12 protein-coding genes are annotated in these 18,758 nt (G+C 68.3%); 3 read left to right on the forward strand and 9 right to left on the reverse strand.

All coding sequences use genetic code 11. The features are described from left to right. The first annotated feature begins 32 nt into the window (after positions 1–32). Together EJP69_RS23185 and EJP69_RS29560 are read left to right on the forward strand one after the other, a co-directional pair. Complete coding sequence (locus EJP69_RS23185) at positions 33–1,727, forward strand: MFS transporter (protein ID WP_093205876.1); 1,695 nt, start codon at positions 33–35, stop codon at positions 1,725–1,727. Positions 1,728–1,840: 113 nt separating this feature from the next. After that, a complete protein-coding gene (locus EJP69_RS29560) occupies positions 1,841–1,990 on the forward strand; it encodes a hypothetical protein (RefSeq protein ID WP_019656389.1) in 150 nt (49 codons plus the stop codon). A gap of 78 nt (positions 1,991–2,068) precedes the next feature. Here the strand turns inward: EJP69_RS29560 and EJP69_RS23190 are convergent, their stop codons facing one another. After that, positions 2,069–3,181: an ABC transporter substrate-binding protein gene (locus EJP69_RS23190; protein ID WP_093205874.1), complete on the reverse strand. Its 1,113-nt coding sequence runs from the start codon at positions 3,179–3,181 to the stop codon at positions 2,069–2,071. A 175-nt stretch (positions 3,182–3,356) separates the two neighbouring features. Next, the gene (locus EJP69_RS23195) at positions 3,357–4,469 is read right to left on the reverse strand and encodes an ABC transporter substrate-binding protein (protein WP_093205873.1); all 1,113 of its coding nucleotides are present in this window, start codon (positions 4,467–4,469) and stop codon (positions 3,357–3,359) included. A gap of 187 nt (positions 4,470–4,656) precedes the next feature. Between EJP69_RS23195 and uvrA the strand changes: the two genes are divergently transcribed. Next, positions 4,657–10,407 (forward strand): excinuclease ABC subunit UvrA, encoded by a 5,751-nt coding sequence (gene uvrA, locus EJP69_RS23200; RefSeq protein WP_126472719.1) that lies wholly within the window; start codon positions 4,657–4,659, stop codon positions 10,405–10,407. Positions 10,408–10,447: 40 nt separating this feature from the next. Here uvrA and EJP69_RS23205 read toward each other — a convergent pair whose 3' ends face one another. From EJP69_RS23205 to gabT, 7 genes are all read right to left on the reverse strand, one after another. Then, on the reverse strand, positions 10,448–11,926 hold the full coding sequence (locus EJP69_RS23205; protein ID WP_126472646.1) for an NAD-dependent succinate-semialdehyde dehydrogenase: 1,479 nt from the start codon (positions 11,924–11,926) through the stop codon (positions 10,448–10,450). Between the two features lie 50 nt (positions 11,927–11,976). Continuing rightward, the gene (gene speB, locus EJP69_RS23210) at positions 11,977–12,939 is read right to left on the reverse strand and encodes an agmatinase (RefSeq protein ID WP_126472647.1); all 963 of its coding nucleotides are present in this window, start codon (positions 12,937–12,939) and stop codon (positions 11,977–11,979) included. Between the two features lie 11 nt (positions 12,940–12,950). After that, positions 12,951–13,769, reverse strand: a complete 819-nt coding sequence (locus EJP69_RS23215; protein ID WP_126472648.1) for an ABC transporter permease — start codon at positions 13,767–13,769, stop codon at positions 12,951–12,953. A gap of 42 nt (positions 13,770–13,811) precedes the next feature. Further along, positions 13,812–15,068 (reverse strand): ABC transporter permease, encoded by a 1,257-nt coding sequence (locus EJP69_RS23220; RefSeq protein ID WP_126472649.1) that lies wholly within the window; start codon positions 15,066–15,068, stop codon positions 13,812–13,814. A gap of 42 nt (positions 15,069–15,110) precedes the next feature. After that, a complete protein-coding gene (locus EJP69_RS23225) occupies positions 15,111–16,139 on the reverse strand; it encodes an ABC transporter substrate-binding protein (protein ID WP_126472650.1) in 1,029 nt (342 codons plus the stop codon). 74 nt (positions 16,140–16,213) lie between these two features. After that, on the reverse strand, positions 16,214–17,320 hold the full coding sequence (locus EJP69_RS23230; protein WP_093205861.1) for an ABC transporter ATP-binding protein: 1,107 nt from the start codon (positions 17,318–17,320) through the stop codon (positions 16,214–16,216). A 27-nt stretch (positions 17,321–17,347) separates the two neighbouring features. Continuing rightward, a complete protein-coding gene (gene gabT / locus EJP69_RS23235; RefSeq protein WP_126472651.1) occupies positions 17,348–18,640 on the reverse strand; it encodes a 4-aminobutyrate--2-oxoglutarate transaminase in 1,293 nt (430 codons plus the stop codon). Between the last annotated feature and the right edge of the window lie 118 nt (positions 18,641–18,758).

Consider the following 18,758-nt stretch of genomic DNA (forward strand, 5'->3'; position numbering starts at 1 on the left):
GAACGAATGTACGCATACACAGGAGACGACCAATGGCAGCCACACTAGATTCGAGGGGAGTGCCGCATCCGGCCCCCCGGCCCATGTCCTCGGAGGAGAAGAAAGTCATCTTCGCCTCCTCGCTCGGCACCGTGTTCGAGTGGTACGACTTCTATCTCTACGGCTCGCTGGCCGCGATCATCGCGAAGCAGTTCTTCAGCGGCCTGGATGCGGGCGCCGCCTTCATCTTCGCGCTGCTGGCCTTCGCCGCCGGCTTCCTGGTGCGTCCGTTCGGCGCCATCGTGTTCGGCCGCCTGGGCGACATGATCGGGCGCAAGTACACCTTCCTGGTGACGATCCTGATCATGGGCCTGTCGACCTTCATCGTCGGCCTGCTGCCGAGCTACGCGACCATCGGCGTCGCGGCGCCGGTGATCCTGATCGCGCTGCGCATGCTGCAGGGCCTCGCGCTCGGCGGCGAGTACGGCGGTGCCGCCACCTACGTGGCCGAGCACTCGCCGCACGGCAAGCGCGGCGCCTACACCTCGTGGATCCAGACCACCGCCACGCTCGGCCTGTTCCTGAGCCTGCTGGTGATCCTGGGCGTGCGCGAGTTCATGGGTGAAGCGGCATTCAACGACTGGGGCTGGCGCATTCCGTTCCTGGTGTCGATCCTGCTGCTGGGCATCTCGGTGTGGATCCGCCTGACGCTGTCGGAGTCGCCCGCCTTCCAGAAGATGAAGGCAGAGGGCAAGACCTCGAAGGCGCCGCTGTCCGAGTCCTTCGGCCAGTGGAAGAACCTGAAGATCGTGATCCTGGCGCTGGTGGGCCTGACGGCCGGCCAGGCAGTGGTCTGGTATTCGGGCCAGTTCTACGCGCTGTTCTTCCTGACGGCACAGCTGAAGGTCGACGCGACCACGGCCAACCTGATGATCGCCGCGGCACTGCTGCTGGGCACGCCCTTCTTCGTGGTGTTCGGCACGCTGTCGGACAAGATCGGCCGCAAGCCCATCATCATGGCCGGCTGCCTGCTGGCCGTGGTCACCTACTTCCCGGTCTTCAAGATGCTGACCGAGGCCGCCAACCCCGACCTCGCCCGCGCACAGGCCACGGCCGGCGTGACGGTGACGGCCGATCCGGCGACCTGCTCGTTCCAGGGCAACCCGGTGGCCCGCGAGATCGACTTCCGCAGCTCGTGCGACATCGCCAAGCGCTACCTCGTGCAGAACTCGGTGAGCTATGAGAACGTGGCCGGCGCGCCGGGCTCGAAGGCCGTCGTGAAGATCGGCGACAAGACGGTCGAGGCGCCCGTGGGTACTGTCGTGAACTCCAAGTTCGACGAGAACTCCGTCAAGGAGATCGCCGCGTTCAAGAAGGGCGTTGCCGAAGACCTGAAGGTCGCGGGCTATCCGGCCAAGGCCGACCCCGCCAAGATCAACAAGGTGCTGACCATCGTGCTGCTGTTCTGGCTGGTGCTGCTGGTGACCATGGTCTACGGCCCGATCGCCGCGATGCTGGTGGAGCTGTTCCCCACGCGCATCCGCTACACCTCGATGAGCCTGCCGTACCACATCGGCAACGGCTGGTTCGGCGGCCTGCTGCCGACCACTGCCTTCGCCATCGTTGCCTCCACCGGCAACATGTTCAACGGCCTGTGGTATCCGATCATCATCGCCGGCATCACGCTGGTGGTGGGCACGCTCTTCATCCGCGAGACGAAGGACGTGGACATCTACGCCAACGACTGATCGTCGCGAACAAGAGCAAGACAAAAGGAGGGCGCCGCGCCCTCCGTTCAACAAAGAGGCTTCATGCCGACCGCATGAGGCCTTTTTCTTGAACCATCCAGGAGACAAAACCCATGTGGAAACTCGTCGTCGGCTTCGTCATCTTCGCCGCCATTGCCCTGTACGTGATCTCGAAGGCCGGTGACAAGGTCGACATGTCGGGCGAGAAGCATGGTGGCGACACCACCACGCACGAGCCGGCGCCCGCCGCCGCGCCGAAGTAAACCCGAAGATTCATGCGGAACACCGCGGAACCGGCTTTGCCGGGCCGCAGGTGTTGCCCCGGGGTTGGGGGGCGACCCCTACCTCTTGAAGCGGCCGTCGCTCACGATCGACAGGTCGACGTAGTCGATGCCGGTGTGGTCGGTCGGCGAGTAGCTGATGTCGAGTCCGCCTCCCACGTCGTACTGGAAGGCGTTCAGCGTGGCGATGAGCTTCGCGCGCGTGGGCTTCGGGCCGGTGCGGCGCAGCGCCTCCACCATCACCTTGGTGGCGACGAAGCCTTCGAGCAGCGCGGGCGACAGCTCGTTCTGGCCCTTGGCCTTGGCCAGCGCCAGCGCTTCCTTGATGAGCGGATGGCCGAACGAGCGTTCGTAGGGCAGCACCTGCGTGACGATCACGCCCGCGCTCGCCGAGCCTAGTTCCTTGATGAAGCCCGAGGCCGCGTTGTTCGACAGCGTGATGATCTGCGCCGCCGAGCCCGCGGCGCGCAGCGCCTTCACGCCGTCGGTGACGGCCGTGCCCGAGCCGATCCACAGCACCGCCTGCGCGTTCGCCTTGGTGAGCTGCGGCACGATGGTCGCGTAGTCGGGCTTGTTGCGGTCGGCCAGCGCCACCACGGCCGGCTTCAGGTTGGCCTTCTCGAAGCCCTTGTTCGCGCCTTCCATCGCGTCCTTGCCGAAGGAGTCGTCGGCCTGCACGACCGCGATGCGCTGGATGCCCGTGGTCTGCAGGTGCTGCACCGCCTTCTCGGCCTCGCGCTGGTAGGTCGAGCGCACGTTGAAGATGTTCTTCTGCAGCGGCTTGTGCAGCGCCATCGCGCCCGTCGAGGGGCCGACCAGCGCCACGCCGTACTTGTCGAGCAGCGGGATCACCGCGAGCGTGTTGGGCGTGCCGCGGTTGAGCAGCAGCGCGAGCACCTTCTTGTCCTCGATGAGCACGCGCGTGTTCTCCAGCGAGCGCTTGGCGTCGAGGCCGTCGTCCATGCGGATCATCTCGATCTGCTCGCCGTTGATGCCGCCCTGGGCGTTGACCTGGTCGATGACCAGCTGCGAGCCCATGATGGTTTCCTTGACGCTGGCCGCCACCGGGCCCGAGAGGTCGGCGGACTGGCCGATCAGGATCTGGGCCGAAGCACCCGGCGCCGCCATGGCCAGGAGCAGCGCAACGGCGCAGGACGTGAACGTCTTCTTCATCGAGCAAAGCCTTTCCACGAAGCGGGGTGCTTCTGTCAACAGGTGTGTAATGTGTTGCTGAACGTCACAGATCGCTAGCTCGCGCAAACCCTGTCAGACCAAGGTTTTCAGGCGAAAAAAAAGCCCGCCGGTTCGCACCGGCGGGCCTGTGGAAACGCCCTCTGGGGGCGGGGACTCAACGCTTGAAGCGCCCGTCGCTGATGATCGACAGGTCCGCGAAATCGATGCCGCTGTGGTCGGTCGGCGAATAGCTCACCTCCAGCCCGCCGCCCAGGTCGTAGCCGCGCAGGCTTTCGAGCGCCGCCACCATCCTTGCGCGCGTGGGCTTGGGGCCGGCGCGGCGCAGGGCCTCCACCAGCACCTTGGCCGAGGCGAAGCCCTCGAGCGCGGCCGGCGACAGCTCGGCCTGGCCCTTGGCCTGCGCGAGAGCCAGGGCTTCCTTCACCATCGGCTGGCCGAGCGAGCGCTCGTTGGGAAACACCTGCGTCACGATCACGCCCTTGCTCGCGTCGCCCAGCTGCTTGATGAAGCCCGACGAGGCGTTGTTCGACAGCGTGACCACCTGCGCCGCCGAACCCGCCGCACGCAGCGCCTTGATGCCGTCGACCACCGCCACGCCGGAGCCGATCCACACCACGGCCTGCGCATTGGCATCCTTGATGGCGGGCACGATGGCCTTGTAGTCGGGCTTGTCGCGGTCGGCCGGGATGGTCACGGTCGGCTTCGCGTTGCCCTTGGCGAAGCCGGTCATCGCGCCTTCGAGGGCGTCGGAGCCGAAGGAGTCGGTCACGTACACCACCGCGATGCGCGTGAGGCCGATGGTCAGCAGGTGCTGCACCGCCTTCTCGGCCTCGCGCTGATAGGTGGCGCGAACGTTGAACACGTGCTTCTGCAGCGGCTTGTGCAGCGCCATCGCGCCGGTGGAGGGGCCGATGAGCGCCACGTCGTACTTGTCGAGCCAGGGGATGATCGCCTGCGAGTGCGGCGTGCCGCGGCTCATGAAGAGCGCCAGCACCTTCTTGTCCTCGATCAGCACGCGTGCGTTCTCGCTGGCGCGCTTCACGTCGAAGCCGTCGTCCATGCGCAGCACCTCGATCTTCTCGCCGTGGATGCCGCCCTGGGCGTTGGCCGCGTCGATCACCAGCTGCGCGCCGCCGATGGTCTCGTTCACGCTCGCCGCCACCGAGCCGGTCATGCCGGCGGTCTGCCCGATCAGGATCTGGGCCGACGCGCCGAGCGCGCTGAAGGCCAGCAGTGCGGTGGCGCAGAGCATGCGCGTTTTCGTCATGGAAACCTTTCGAGGCAATGCGGGCGCCCGGTTCGGGCTGCCATGAAAACAAATGTGGTATTTGTTTCTGAAAGTGTCGTGAATTCCATCAGGACAAACCCCTGCGCAACCCCCGACCTTGTGACCTAGTGCGCAAACCCGTCACGGAGCACTCCCTAGAATGTTTGCCCCACCCCCCAAGGCACTCATGACACAGGGCTCCATCCGGATTCGCGGCGCGCGCCAGCACAACCTCCAGAACCTCGATCTCGACATCCGCACCGGCGAAATGACGGTGGTCACCGGGCCCAGCGGCTCGGGCAAGTCGAGTCTCGTTTTCGACACCCTCTATGCCGAAGGCCAGCGGCGCTACGTGGAGACCTTCTCCGCCTATGCGCGCCAGTTCCTGGACCGCATGGACAAGCCGGCCGTCGACAAGGTCGAAGGCGTGCCGCCCGCCATCGCCATCGACCAGACCAACCCGGTGCGCTCCTCGCGCTCCACGGTCGGCACGATGACCGAGCTGAACGACCACCTGAAGCTGCTCTTCGCGCGCGCGGCGAACCTGTTCGACCGCGAGACCGCGCTGCCGGTGCGCCACGACTCGCCCGACAGCATCTACGCGCAGATCGTCGAGCGCGCGGCCGCGGCGGGTGATCCGCGCCTCGTGGTCACCTTCCCGGTCGAACTGCCGGCGAGCACCACGGCCGAGGAGGTCACGCAATGGCTGTCGGCGAGCGGCTTCACGCGCGTGCAGGCCGAGCGCGAGGTGGCCACGCCCACCGGGCCGCGCAAGGTGCTCGACGTGGTGGCCGACCGCTTCCGCGCATCGAGCGCCGAGCGCTCGCGCGTGGTGGAAGCCATCGAGGTTGCGCTCAAGCGCGGCAGCGGGCGCGTCACGGTGCATGCCACGGGGTCCGAGGAAAACGCGTCCACCGACGTGTGGAAGTTCTCGACCGGCCTGCACTGCCCCGAGAGCGACATCCGCTACGCCGACCCGATCCCGTCGATGTTCTCGTTCAACTCGGCCGTCGGCGCCTGCGAGACCTGCCGCGGCTTCGGCCGCGTGATCGGCGTCGACCTGGGGCTGGTGATCCCGAACGACAAGCTCACGCTGCGCGCCGGCGCCATCAAGACCATCCAGACGCCGGCATGGAAAGAGGCGCAGGACGACCTCATGCGCCACGCAGAGGCGGCCGGCATTCCGCGCGACACGCCCTGGAACAAGCTCACCGAGGAGCAGAAGCACTGGGTGATCGAGGGCACGCCCAACTACAAGGAAGGCAACTGGAACAAGCAGTGGTACGGCGTGCGCCGCTTCTTCGGCTACCTGGAGAGCAAGGCCTACAAGATGCACATCCGCGTGCTCTTGTCCAAGTACCGCAGCTACACGCCGTGCCCCACCTGCAGCGGCGCGCGCCTGAAGCTCGACAGCCTGCTGTGGCGCATCGGCAGCAAGGAAGACGCCGACGCGGTGCTGCCGCCCGAGAAGCGCTTCATGCCCACCGGCGCCAGGTGGACGCGCGCGCAGCTCGAGGCGCTGCCCGGCCTGTGCCTGCACGACCTGATGCTGCTGCCCATCGAGCGGCTGCGCCAGCTCTTCGACCGCATCGAGCACCGCAGCAACGGCCACACGGCGAGCGAAGGCGAGCTGCAGGCGCTGAAGCTGCTGTTCGAGGAAATCACCACGCGCCTGCGCTACCTGCACGACGTGGGCATCGGCTACCTCACGCTCGACCGCCAGAGCCGCACGCTCAGCGGCGGCGAGGTGCAGCGCATCAACCTCACCACCGCGCTCGGCACCTCGCTGGTCAACACGCTGTTCGTGCTCGACGAGCCCAGCATCGGCCTGCATCCGCGCGACATGAACCGCATCACCGAGGCCATGCTGCGCCTGCGCGATGCAGGCAACACGCTGGTGGTGGTCGAGCACGACCCGGCCGTGATGCTGGCCGCCGATCGCGTGATCGACATGGGCCCGGGCCCCGGCGCGCGCGGCGGGCAGGTGGTGTTCGATGGCACCACCGACCAGCTGCGCGATGCCGACACGCTCACCGGCCAGTACCTGGGCGGGCGCAAGAAGATCGGCATGGGCTTCAAGCGCCTCGTGAGCGAGAACACGCACCGGCTCATCCTCGAAGGCGTGCGCGAGCACAACCTGAAGAACGTGACGGTCGAGTTCCCGCTGGCGCGGCTCGTGTGCGTTACCGGCGTGAGCGGTTCGGGCAAGTCCACGCTCATACAGGACGTGCTGGCGCCGGCGCTCATGCGCCACTTCGGCAAGGCCACCGAGAGCCCGGGCGCGCACGACCGCCTGCTGGGTGCCGACCACCTCGGCGACGTGGTGTTCGTCGACCAGTCGCCCATCGGCAAGACCGCGCGCTCCAACCCGGCGAGCTACGTGGGCGCGTGGGACGCCATTCGCGAGATCTTCGCCACCGCGACGCTCTCGCGCCAGCGCGGCTACACCGCCAGCAAGTTCAGCTTCAACTCCGGCGACGGGCGCTGCCCGACCTGCGGCGGCTCGGGCTTCGAGCACGTCGAGATGCAGTTCCTGTCCGACGTGTACCTGCGCTGCCCCGACTGCGACGGCAAGCGCTACCGCCCCGAGATCCTCGAAGTGCGCGTGGAGCGCAAGGGCAGGAGCTACAACGTTGCCGACGTGCTCGAACTCACCGTGGCCGAGGCGGCGGCGGTGTTCGAGGCCGACCGCGACGTGCTGCGCGTGCTGCAGCCGATTTCCGACGTGGGCCTGGACTACGTCAAGCTCGGCCAGCCCGTGCCTACGCTCAGCGGCGGCGAGGCGCAGCGGCTGAAGCTCGCGGGCTTCCTGGCCGAGGCCGCGAAGAACGCCACCGCCAGCAAGCAGTCGGTGGCGCGCAAGGGCACGCTCTTCCTGTTCGACGAGCCGACCACCGGCCTGCACTTCGACGACATCGCGCGACTGATGCGCGCGCTGCGCAAGCTGCTGGACGCCGGCCATTCGCTGATCGTGATCGAGCACAACCTCGACGTGATCCGCGCCAGCGACTGGCTCATCGACCTCGGCCCCGAAGGCGGCGAGGGCGGCGGCCAGGTGGTGGCCGAAGGCACGCCCGAGCAGCTGCGCGAGAACCGCGCCTCGCTCACCGGCGCCGCGCTGGCCGACTACGAGCTGGCCATCGGCCCCGACGCCTACAAGGTGGCCGAGCGCGCCGCGCGCCGCTACATCGCCAACGCCAAGAAGGCGCCGGGCGCCGATGCCGTGGAGATCGTCAACGCGCGCGAGCACAACCTGAAGAACCTGAGCGTGGACATCCCGCGCGGCAAGTTCAGCGTGGTGACGGGCGTGAGCGGATCGGGCAAGTCGACGCTGGCCTTCGACATCCTGTTCAACGAAGGGCAGCGCCGCTACCTGGAATCGCTCAACGCCTACGCGCGCAGCATCGTGCAGCCGGCCGGCCGGCCCGAGGTGGACGCGGTGTACGGCATCCCGCCGACCGTGGCCATCGAGCAGCGCCTGTCGCGCGGCGGGCGCAAGAGCACGGTGGGCACCACCACCGAGGTGTGGCACTTCCTGCGCCTCTTGTACGTGAAGCTGGGCATCCAGCACTGCATCCACGACGGCGCCGCCGTGCAGCCGCAGACGCCCGACAGCATCGCCGCGCAGCTCATGCGCAACTTCAAGGGCCAGCACATCGGCCTGCTCGCGCCGCTGGTGACCAACCGCAAGGGCGTGTACACCGAGCTGGCCGACTGGGCGCGCCCGCGCGGCTTCACGCATCTGCGCGTGGACGGCGACTTCCTGCCGACCACCGGCTTCCCGCGCATCGACCGCTTCAAGGAGCACAGCATCGAGCTGCCGGTGGCCAGCCTCGACGTGCTGCCCTCGAAGGAGAACGAGCTGCGCGAGGCGCTGGCCAAGGCGCTGGAGCACGGCAAGGGCGTGGTGCACGTGCTGAGCGAGCTCGACGGGCTGCGCGCCGCGATGATGGCGGGCGTGTCCGCGGCCGGCATCGGCCGCCTCAACGTGTTCTCCACGCTGCGCGCCTGCCCGGTGTGCAGCACCAGCTACGCAGAGCTCGATCCGCGCCTGTTCAGCTACAACAGCAAGCACGGCTGGTGCCCCGACTGCGTGGGCACCGGCGTCAAGCTCAGCAAGGACCAGCGCAAGGTGTTCGACGACTCCGTGCTGGCCGGCGACGACAAGGGCCGCGAGCAGACCTTCGCCGAGCCCGAGGTGGAAGACCTGGCCGACGTGGCCTGCCCGACCTGCGAGGGCACGCGCCTGAACGCCACGGCGCGCGCCGTGAGCTTCGGCACCGCGTCCGACGGCTCGGGCGGCATCGGCATCACCGAGCTCGCGCGCATGAGCGTGACCGAGGTGCGGCAGTGGTTCGACGGGCTGACGCTCACCGGCCGCGAAGCCGAGATCGCGCGCGACCTGGTGCCGGAAATCAGGAGCCGGCTCGAGTTCCTGGAAGAAGTGGGCCTGGGCTACCTCACGCTCGACCGCGGCGCGCCCACGCTGTCGGGCGGCGAGGCGCAGCGCATCCGCCTTGCGGCGCAGCTCGGCAGCAACCTGCAGGGCGTGTGCTATGTGCTCGACGAGCCGACCATCGGCCTGCACGCGCGCGACAACCAGATCCTGCTCGACGCCCTGCACAAGCTCGGCGACAAGGGCAACACGCTGGTGGTGGTGGAGCACGACGAGGACACCATCCGCCGCGCCGACCACATCATCGACATCGGCCCGAGCGCCGGCAAGCGCGGCGGCAGGCTGGTGGCCGAAGGCACGGTGGCCGACATCCAGAAGGCCGACGACTCGCAGACCGGCCGCTACCTGCGCGACGCCATCAGGCACCCGCTGCAGGCGCGCCGCCTGGTGCCCTCGCCCGACCCCAAGGCCGGGAAGAGCGGCGAGTGGCTCACCGTGCACGGCGCCGACCTGCACAACCTGCAGGACGTGACCGCCACGCTGCCGCTGCAGCGCCTGGTGGTCGTCACGGGCGTCAGCGGCTCGGGCAAGTCCACGCTGGCGCGCGACGTGCTGCTGGCCAACGTGCAGGCCATCGTGACGCAGCGCATGACCAAGGCGGGCCGCGACTCGGACGCCGCGGGCAAGCGCCCGGCATGGGCGGGCTGCCGCAGCGTCGAAGGCTACGAGACCATCGACCGCGTGCTCGAGGTCGACCAGACGCCCATCGGCAAGACGCCGCGCAGCTGCCCGGCCACCTACATCGGCTTCTGGGACACCATCCGCAAGCTCTTCGCCGACACGCTGGAGGCCAAGGCGCGCGGCTACGGCCCGGCGCGCTTCAGCTTCAACACCGGCGAAGGCCGCTGCCCGGGCTGCGAGGGCGCGGGCGTGCGCACCATCGAGATGAGCTTCCTGCCCGACGTGAAGGTGCCCTGCGAGGTCTGCCACGGCGCGCGCTTCAACCCCGAGACGCTGGCCGTGAGCTGGCGCGGCAAGAGCATCGGCGACGTGCTGAAGATGGAAGTCGACGAGGCCGTCGAGTTCTTCGCGAGCATGCCCAACATCAGCCATCCGCTGCAGCTGCTGAAGGACGTGGGGCTGGGCTACCTCACGCTGGGGCAGCCCTCGCCCACGCTCTCGGGCGGCGAGGCGCAGCGCATCAAGCTGGTGACCGAGCTGAGCAAGGTGCGCGACGACATCACCCGCCGCGGCCAGAAGGCGCCGCACACGCTGTACGTGCTCGACGAGCCGACCGTGGGCCTGCACATGGCCGACGTCGAGAAGCTGATCCACGTGCTGCACCGGCTGGTGAACGGCGGCCACAGCGTGGTGGTGATCGAGCACGACCTCGACCTGATCGCCGAGGCCGACTGGATCCTCGACCTCGGGCCCGAGGGCGGCAACGCGGGCGGGCGCATCGTCGCGGCGGCGCCGCCTGAAGAAGTGGTGCGGCTGGGCACGCACACCGGCGTGGCCCTGGCGCCGGTGCTGGCGCGGTAGGGCAGGGCGGGGCTCGCCTCCGCCCCTTTTCCTGCTCCTCTTACTTCTGGATGTCGCCCAGGCAGAGGTACTTGATCTCGACGTAGTCGTCCATGCCGTGGTGCGAGCCTTCGCGCCCCAGGCCCGACTGCTTCACGCCGCCGAAGGGCACGTGCTCGGTGGCGATCACGCCGGCATTGATGCCGACCATGCCGTACTCCAGCGCCTCCGCCACGCGAAAGATCCGGCCCACGTCGCGGGTGTAGAAGTAGCTCGCCAGGCCGAACTCGGTGTTGTTCGCCGCGTCGATGCCGTCCTGCTCGGTCCTGAAGCGGAACACGGGCGCGAAGGGGCCGAAAGTTTCCTCCCGCGCGCACAGCATGTCGGGCGTGGCTTCGGCAATCACGGTCGGCTCGAAGAACTGGCCCTGCAACCGGTGGCCCCCCGCCAGCACCTTGCCGCCCTTGGCGACGGCGTCGGCCACATGGCGCTGCACCTTGTCGAGGGCGGCATCCTCGATCAGCGGGCCCTGCACCACGCCGTCGTCGAAGCCGTTGCCGACCTTGAGCGCCCTGACCCTGGCGGCGAACTTCTCGACGAATGCGTCATAGATGCCTTCCTGCACATACAGCCGGTTCGCGCACACGCAGGTCTGGCCGGCGTTGCGGTACTTGCTCGCGATGGCGCCCTCGACCGCCGAATCGAGATCGGCGTCGTCGAACACCAGGAAGGGCGCGTTGCCGCCCAGCTCCAGCGACAGCTTCTTGACCGTGGGTGCGCACTGGCTCATCAGGATGCGGCCCACTTCCGTGGAGCCCGTGAAGCTCAGGTGGCGCACGACGTCGCTCTCGCACAGCTCCTTGCCGATCGCGATGCTGTTCTGGCTGTCGGCCGTGAGCACGTTGAGCACGCCCGCCGGAATGCCGGCGCGCACGGCCAGTTCCGCCGCGGCGAGCGCGGTCAGCGGCGTGAGTTCGGCCGGCTTGATGACGACCGTGCAGCCCGCGGCCAGCGCCGGCGCCACCTTGCGGGTGATCATGGCCAGCGGAAAATTCCACGGCGTGATCGCCGCGCACACGCCGATGGGCTGCTTCATCACCAACAGGCGGCGGTTGTTGTCGAACTGCGGCAGCACCTCGCCATTCACGCGCTTGGCTTCTTCGGCAAACCACTCGATGAAGCTCGCGCCGTAGGCGACCTCGCCCTTGGCCTCGGCAAAGGGCTTGCCCTGCTCGGCGGTCATCAGGCGGCCCAGGTCTTCGGTGTTGGCGACCAGCAGGTCGAACCACTTGCGCAGCACGATGCTGCGTTCCTTGCCGGTCTTGCCGCGCCAGGCGGCGAGCGCCTCGTTGGCGGCGGCAATGGCATGCGCGGCGTCCGCACGCGTAAGGTTGGCGACGTCGACCAGCTTGCGGCCGGTGGCCGGGTCGTTCACGTCGAAGCGGCTGGCGCCGGCGACCCATTTGCCGGCGATCAGTGCGTCGGTCTTGAGCAGGGTCGGGTCGTTCAGCAGTGCGAGGGGGGATGTCTTCGTATCCATGGTGTCGTGTTGTCTCGAAGGAATTGAATAACCGGTGCAGGCACCCGGTGTCAGCGGAAAGGAACGCCGGGGAGCACGCAGAGCATTTCGTAGAGCAGATTGGCCCCGAGCAGCGCGGTGTTCCCGCTCGTGTCGTAGGGCGGGCTGACCTCCACCAGGTCGGCGCCCACCACGTTCAGGCCGCGGCAGCCGCGCACGATCTCCAGCGCCTGCGGCACGGTGAGCCCGCCGATCTCGGGCGTGCCCGTGCCGCCGGCGAACGAAGGATCGATGCCGTCGATGTCGAAGCTGATGTAGACCGGATGAGTCGGCCCGATGCGCTCGCGAACCTGCGCCATCAACGGCGCGAGCGACTGGTACCAGACCTCGTGCGCCTGCACCACGGTGAAGCCCTGCTCGCGCGGCCAGTCGAAATCGTCCGCCGCATAGCCGGTGCCGCGCAGGCCGATCTGCCAGACCTTGTCGCAGGCCAGCAGCCCTTCTTCGACGGCGCGCCGGAACGGCGTGCCGTGGGCGATGCGCTCGCCGAACATGTCGTCGTTCACGTCCGCATGGGCGTCGACGTGCACCAGCGCGACCGGACCATGCCTGCGCGCCACCGCGCGCAGGATCGGCAGCGCGATGGTGTGGTCGCCGCCGAGCGTGAGCGGCGCGCAGCCGGCGGCCAGCACCGTGTCGTAGAAGGCCGAGATGATGGCCAGCGACTTGTCGAGCGAATAGGTGTTGATCGGCACGTCGCCCAGGTCGGCCACGCTCAGCTTGTCGAAGGGCGCCGCGCCGGTGGCCATGTTGTAGGGCCTCAGCAGCGCCGACTCGGCGCGGATCTGGCGCGGTCCGAAGCGCGCTCCCGGCCGGTTGGAAGTGCCGATGTCCAGCGGCACGCCGATGAACGCCGCGTCCAGTCCTTCGGGCGATGTTGCGGAAGGCAGCCGCATCATCGTGCCGGGGCCGGCGAAGCGCGGCATGGTGTTGCCGCCGAGCGGCTGGTTCGGTGTCGTTGCAGTGGTGGGCATCGTGTGTGTATTCAGCGCCGCCGGCCGCGCAGCCATTCGAGCGCGAGCAGCAGCGTGGTGGTGAAGACGATCAGCAGCGTCGCCACGGCCGCGATGGTGGGCGAGATGTTCTCGCGGATGCCGGTGAACATCTGGCGCGGCAGCGTGACCTGGTCCGGCCCCGCGAGGAACAGCGTGACCACCACCTCGTCGAACGAAGTGGCGAAGGCGAACAGCGCGCCCGAGATCACGCCCGGCGCGATCACCGGCAGCGTGACGCGCATGAAGGTCCTGAACGGCGTCTCGCCCAGGCTCAGCGATGCGCGCACAAGGTTCTGGTTGAAGCCGGCCAGCGTGGCGAGCACAGTGGTCAGCACGAAGGGCGCGCCCAGCGCCGCATGCACGACGATCAGCCCGAAGTAGGTGTCGGCCAGCCCGATGGGCGCGAAGTAGAGGTACGTGGCGACGCCCACCACCACGATCGGCACCACCATCGGCGAGATCAGCACGCTCATGAGCAGGCCCTTGAAGGCGAAGTTCGTGCGCGACAGCCCCACCGCCGCCAGCGTGCCCAGCACGGTGGCCAGCACGGTGGCGGCCGGCGCGACGATGAAGCTGTTGCGCGCCGCGCGCGCCCACTCTGGCGAATCGAAGAGGTTGCGATACCAGCGCAGCGACCAGCCCGGGATCGGATACGCCAGGAACGAGCTGTCGGAGAACGACAGCGGGATCACCACCAGGATCGGCGCCAGCAGGAAGGCCAGCACCGCGACGCAGCCGGCGCGCACCAGCCACCATCCGAGCTTGTCGGCGAAGGTGGCGTAGGCCGGGAATTGGGGAAGCTTCAGCATGCTTGTCTGCCTGTGTTTCTTTCGTGCAGCTTCTCGTGTCGCTCAGCCGAGGCTCAGCTCGGCCTTGCCGATGCGGCGGTACACGGCATAGAGCACCAGCGTCGCGACCAGCAGCACGGCGCCCAGCGCGCAGGCCATGCCCCAGTTGATCTCGACGTTGGTGTAGCGCGCGATGTAGTAGCTCAGCATCTGGTCGTCCGCGCCGCCGAGCAGCGCGGGCGTCACGTAGTAGCCGATCGCCAGGATGAAGACCAGCAGCGCGCCGGCGCCGATGCCCGGGTAGGTCTGCGGCACGTACACGCGGAAGAAGGCCGCCAGCGGCGAGCTGCCCAGCGAGACGGCCGCGCGCAGGTAGGTGGGCGGCACGCTCTTCATGACGCTGTAGAGCGGCAGGATCATGAAGGGCAGCAGGATGTGCACCATCGCGATGATCACGCCGGTGCGGTTGAACAGCAGCGCCAGCGGCTGGTCGATCAGGCCGATGCCCATCAGGCCGCGGTTGACCAGCCCCTCGGACTGCAGCAGCACGATCCATGCGGCCACGCGCACCAGGATGGAAGTCCAGAACGGCACCAGCACCAGGATCATCAGCACGTTGGCCTTGCGCGCGGGCAGCGTCGACAGCCACCACGCCAGCGGATAGGCCAGCAGCAGGCAGAAGAAGGTGACCACGGCGCTGATCTGGAAGGTGCGCAGCAGGATGCCGGCAAAGGCGCGCTGGTCGGCTGGCATGCGCTCCACCTCGCCGGCCACGTCGCGCCGCAGGTCGACCGAGGCGAGCAGGTAGTCGGGCGTCCAGCGCGAGCCGTTCTTGGCGATGGCCTGCCAGTACGGCGCCTCGCCCCAGCGCGGATCGAGCTCCAGCATGCGCGCCTTGATCTCTTCCGGCGTGCCGGTGATGGGCAATGCCCTGAAGGCGCCCATCACCAGCGAGCGGGCGCCGGCGATCTCGGTGTTGAGGCGGCGCGCCAGGGCGCCCGCGTCGGAGCTGTCGGGCAGCTGGCCCAGATCGGCCGCCATGGCTGCATAGGCCGCGGGCGCGGGCGCCTCCTTGCGGTTCCAGCCGTCGAGCGCGCGCACGGTGCGCGGCAGCGCGTTGGCCACTTCGGGGTTCTCGACCGCCCGCTGCAGCAGCGCCACGATGGGCACCAGCAGCGTCAGCAGCAGGAACACCAGCAGCGGCGCCGTGAGCGCGAAGGCGCGCCACTTGCGGCGGGCTTCGGCGCGCGCCAGCGCACGCCGCAGATCGCCGGGCGGGGCCTGCGTTGGAACCGGGGGGACAGACGTTGCCGCGTGCATGGCCTCTTTCGCGCTCGCTCGTTGGTTGGTTCGTCTGTCTGGTTACTGCGTGGCCCAGGCCGCGAAGCGCTTCTCGAGCGCCTCGCCCTGGTCGGCCCAGAAGCCGACGTTGAACTGCAGCGCATCCTTGGCGTTGGTCGACGAGGTCGGCAGGTCAGCCAGCACCTTGGGGCTGAGCGAGGTCAGCGCCTTGGTGTTGGTGGGGCCGTAGGCGATGTTCTGGGCGTAGACCGCCTGGTTGGCCGGCTGCATCGCGAACTGGATGTACTTCAGCGAAGCTTCCTTGTTCGGCGCGCCCTTCGGGATCACCAGGTAGTCGAGGTCGTAGATGCCGCCCGGCCAGTAGATCTTGAGGTCGCGGCCCTCGCGGTTGGCCGCGTCGATGCGGCCGTTGTAGACGGTGGTCAGCACCACGTCGCCGGCGACCAGGAACTGCGGCGGCTGCGCGCCGGCTTCCCACCACTGGATGTTCGGCTTGAGCTCGGTGAGCTTCTTGAACGCGCGGTCGGCGCCTTCCTTGGTGCCGAGCACCTTGTAGACATCGACCGGCTTCACGCCGTCGGCCATGAGCGCGAACTCGAGGTTGTAGCGAGCGCCCTTGCGCATGCCGCGCTTGCCGGGGATCTTCTTCACGTCCCAGAAGTCGGCCCAGCTGCTGGGCGCGGTCTTGAGCTTCTCGCCGTTGTAGGCCATCACGGTCGACCACACGAACAGGCCCACGCCGCAGTCGGTGACGGCGGCCGGCAGGAAGTCGGCCTTGCTGCCGATCTTGGAGTAGTCGAGCTTCTCGAACAGGCCCTCGTCGCAGCCGCGCGCGGCGTCGGGCGACTCGACCTCGACCACGTCCCAGGTGACCTTCTTCGTCTCGACCATGGCCTTGATCTTGGCCTGCTCGCCGTTGTATTCGACCGGAATGATCCTGGTGCCGGTCTTCTCGTAGGGCTCGTAGTAGGCCTTCTTCTGGGCATTGGCGTTGGCGCCGCCGAAGTTGACCACGGTGAGCTGCTGCTGGGCGAAGGCCGGCAGGGCGAAGCTGGCGGCGACGGTGCAGGCGAGGAGAGTCTTTTTCATGGTGGAAGTCTTCCTGGGTGATGGAGAAGGGGAGAAGGGGGGAAGGGAAACGAGGGAACAACAACCGGCCGGGTTCAGGGGGCGTAGATGCGCGCATGCGCCGTCGGAAACTCGAGCACCACCGCTTCGCCGGCCTGCGGCGCGGCGGCGCCGTCGAGGCCGTTCAGCGGCAGCTTCACGGTGGCCTCGGCCTGACCCCCACCGACGCTGCACAGCAGTCGCAGGTGATCGCCGAAGTAGATGACCCGCGCCACCTCGGCGTCGAGCATGTTGGCGCGCTGCGCGTCGGGCCGGCGATGCAGCACCACCCGCTCGGGGCGGATGCAGGCCTCGACGGTCGCGCCCGCTGCCGCGCCGCTGACGTTGAGCCCGTGCAGCACGCGGCCGTCGGGCAGCTTCATTTCCGCATGCTCGCCACCATGGCCCTGTTGCTGGCCGAGCTGTCCCTTGAGCACCGTGTTGTCGCCGACGAAGCCGGCCACGAAGCGGTTGGAGGGCGTCTCGTAGAGCCGGTCGACCGTGTCCAGCTGCTGGATCACGCCTTCGTTGAACACCGCCACGCGGTCGCTCATGGTGAGCGCCTCGCCCTGGTCGTGCGTCACGTACACGAAGGTCACGCCGAGCTGGCGGTGCAGGTCCTTGAGCTCGATCTGCATGTGCTCGCGCAGCTGCTTGTCGAGCGCGCCGAGCGGCTCGTCCATCAGCACCAGCTGCGGTTCGAACACCAGCGCGCGCGCCAGCGCCACGCGCTGCTGCTGGCCGCCCGAGAGCTGGCCGGGCAGGCGGTCGGTCATGCCGCGCAGCTGCACCATGTCGAGCGCGCGCTGCACTCGGCGCTGCTGCTCGTCCTTCGGCACCTTGCGCACGGTCAGCGGATAGGCCACGTTCTGGCCCACGCTCAGGTGCGGGAACAGCGCGTAGTTCTGGAAGACCATGCCGAAGTTGCGCTTGTGCGGCGGCGTGCGGGTGATCGGCTTGCCGTCGAGCAGGATCTCGCCCGAGGTCGGCGACTCGAAGCCCGCCAGCATCATCAGCGTGGTGGTCTTGCCCGATCCCGAAGGCCCGAGCAGGCTCAGGAACTCGCCGCGATGAATGTCCAGATCGAGCTGGCGCACCACCAGGTGCTCGCCGTCGTAGGTTTTCTGGACACGCTGGAAGCGCACCAAGGGTTCAGCTGTCATGGAGGATTTCAGGAAAGGATCGTTCGATCAGCGCAGCGCGGCGAAGCTGTCCGCGAGAAGCGCCAGGCCTTCGTCCACAAGCAAGTCGGATGCCGTGAGCGGCACCAGCACGCGAATTACATTGCCGTAGGTGCCGCATGACAGCAGGATTAACCCGCGTCGCGCCGCCTCCGCGACCACCTTGCGGGTCAGTGCGGCGTCAGGTCGCGCGGTGTCGCCTTCCTCGAACAGCTCGATGGCCACCATGGCGCCGAGCCCCCGCACGTCGCCGATGGCCGGCACGTCGGCGGCGATGCGGCGCAGGCCGGCCGTGAGCCGCTCGCCCAGCGCACGGCTGCGCGCCAGCAGCTGCTCGTCGTCGAACACCTTCAGCACCGCGAGCGCCGCGGCGCAGCCGATGGGGCTGCCGGCATAGGTGCCGCCCAGGCCGCCGGGCGCGGGAGCGTCCATCACCTCGGCGCGGCCCACCACGCCGGAAATCGGGAAGCCGCCCGCCATCGACTTGGCGGTGGTGATCAGGTCGGGCGCCACGGGCCACTGCTCGCTGGCGAACCAGGTGCCGGTGCGGCCCGCGCCGGTCTGCACCTCGTCGGCAATGATGAGGATGCCGTGGCGGTCCGCCAGCGCGCGCAGGCCCTCGACGAAATCGTTGGGCGCCACGTAGAAGCCGCCTTCGCCCTGCACCGGCTCCAGGATGAAGGCCGCCACGCGCTCGGGCTCGATGTCGTTCTTGAACAGCAGCTCGACCGAATGCAGCGCATCGTCCACGCTCACGCCGTGCAGCGCGTTCGGGTACAGCGCGTGGAACACCTCGCCCGGGAACGGGCCGAAGCCGACCTTGTAAGGCGCCACCTTGCCGGTCAGGCCGAGCGTCATCATCGTGCGGCCGTGGTAGCCGCCGGTGAAGGCGATGACGCCGGGACGCCGGGTGTGGGCGCGGGCGATCTTGACCGCGTTCTCCACCGCCTCGGCGCCGGTGCTCAGGAAGACGGACTTCTTCGCGAACTGGCCCGGTGCCAGCGCATTCAGCCGCTCGGCCAGCTCCACGTAAGGTTCGTAGGCCACCACCTGGAAGCAGGTGTGCGAATAGAGGTCTGCCTGCGCCTTGACGGCGGCCGTGATCTCCGGGTGGCAGTGGCCGGTATTGAGCACCGCGATGCCGCCGGCGAAGTCGATGTAGCGGCGGCCCTCCACGTCCCACAGCTCGGCGTTGGCGGCCCGGCTGACGAAGATTTCATGGGCCTGGCCGACGCCGCGGGCGACTGCCGCGCTGCGGCGGGCCATGAGGACGGCATTGCTGAGGTGGGGTTCGCGTTGCATGGTACGACCTGTGCTTTGGTGCTTGGAGGAAGGAATCCCGGCACTCTAGGTCGCACGATTCGGTCCGGCCATGTACACCGGAAGCGATCGATCGGAAGACTGTACTGGTCTTGTATCC

This window comes from Variovorax gossypii (assembly GCF_003965815.1).
In the GTDB taxonomy this organism is placed as follows: Bacteria; Pseudomonadota; Gammaproteobacteria; order Burkholderiales; family Burkholderiaceae_C; genus Variovorax; species Variovorax gossypii.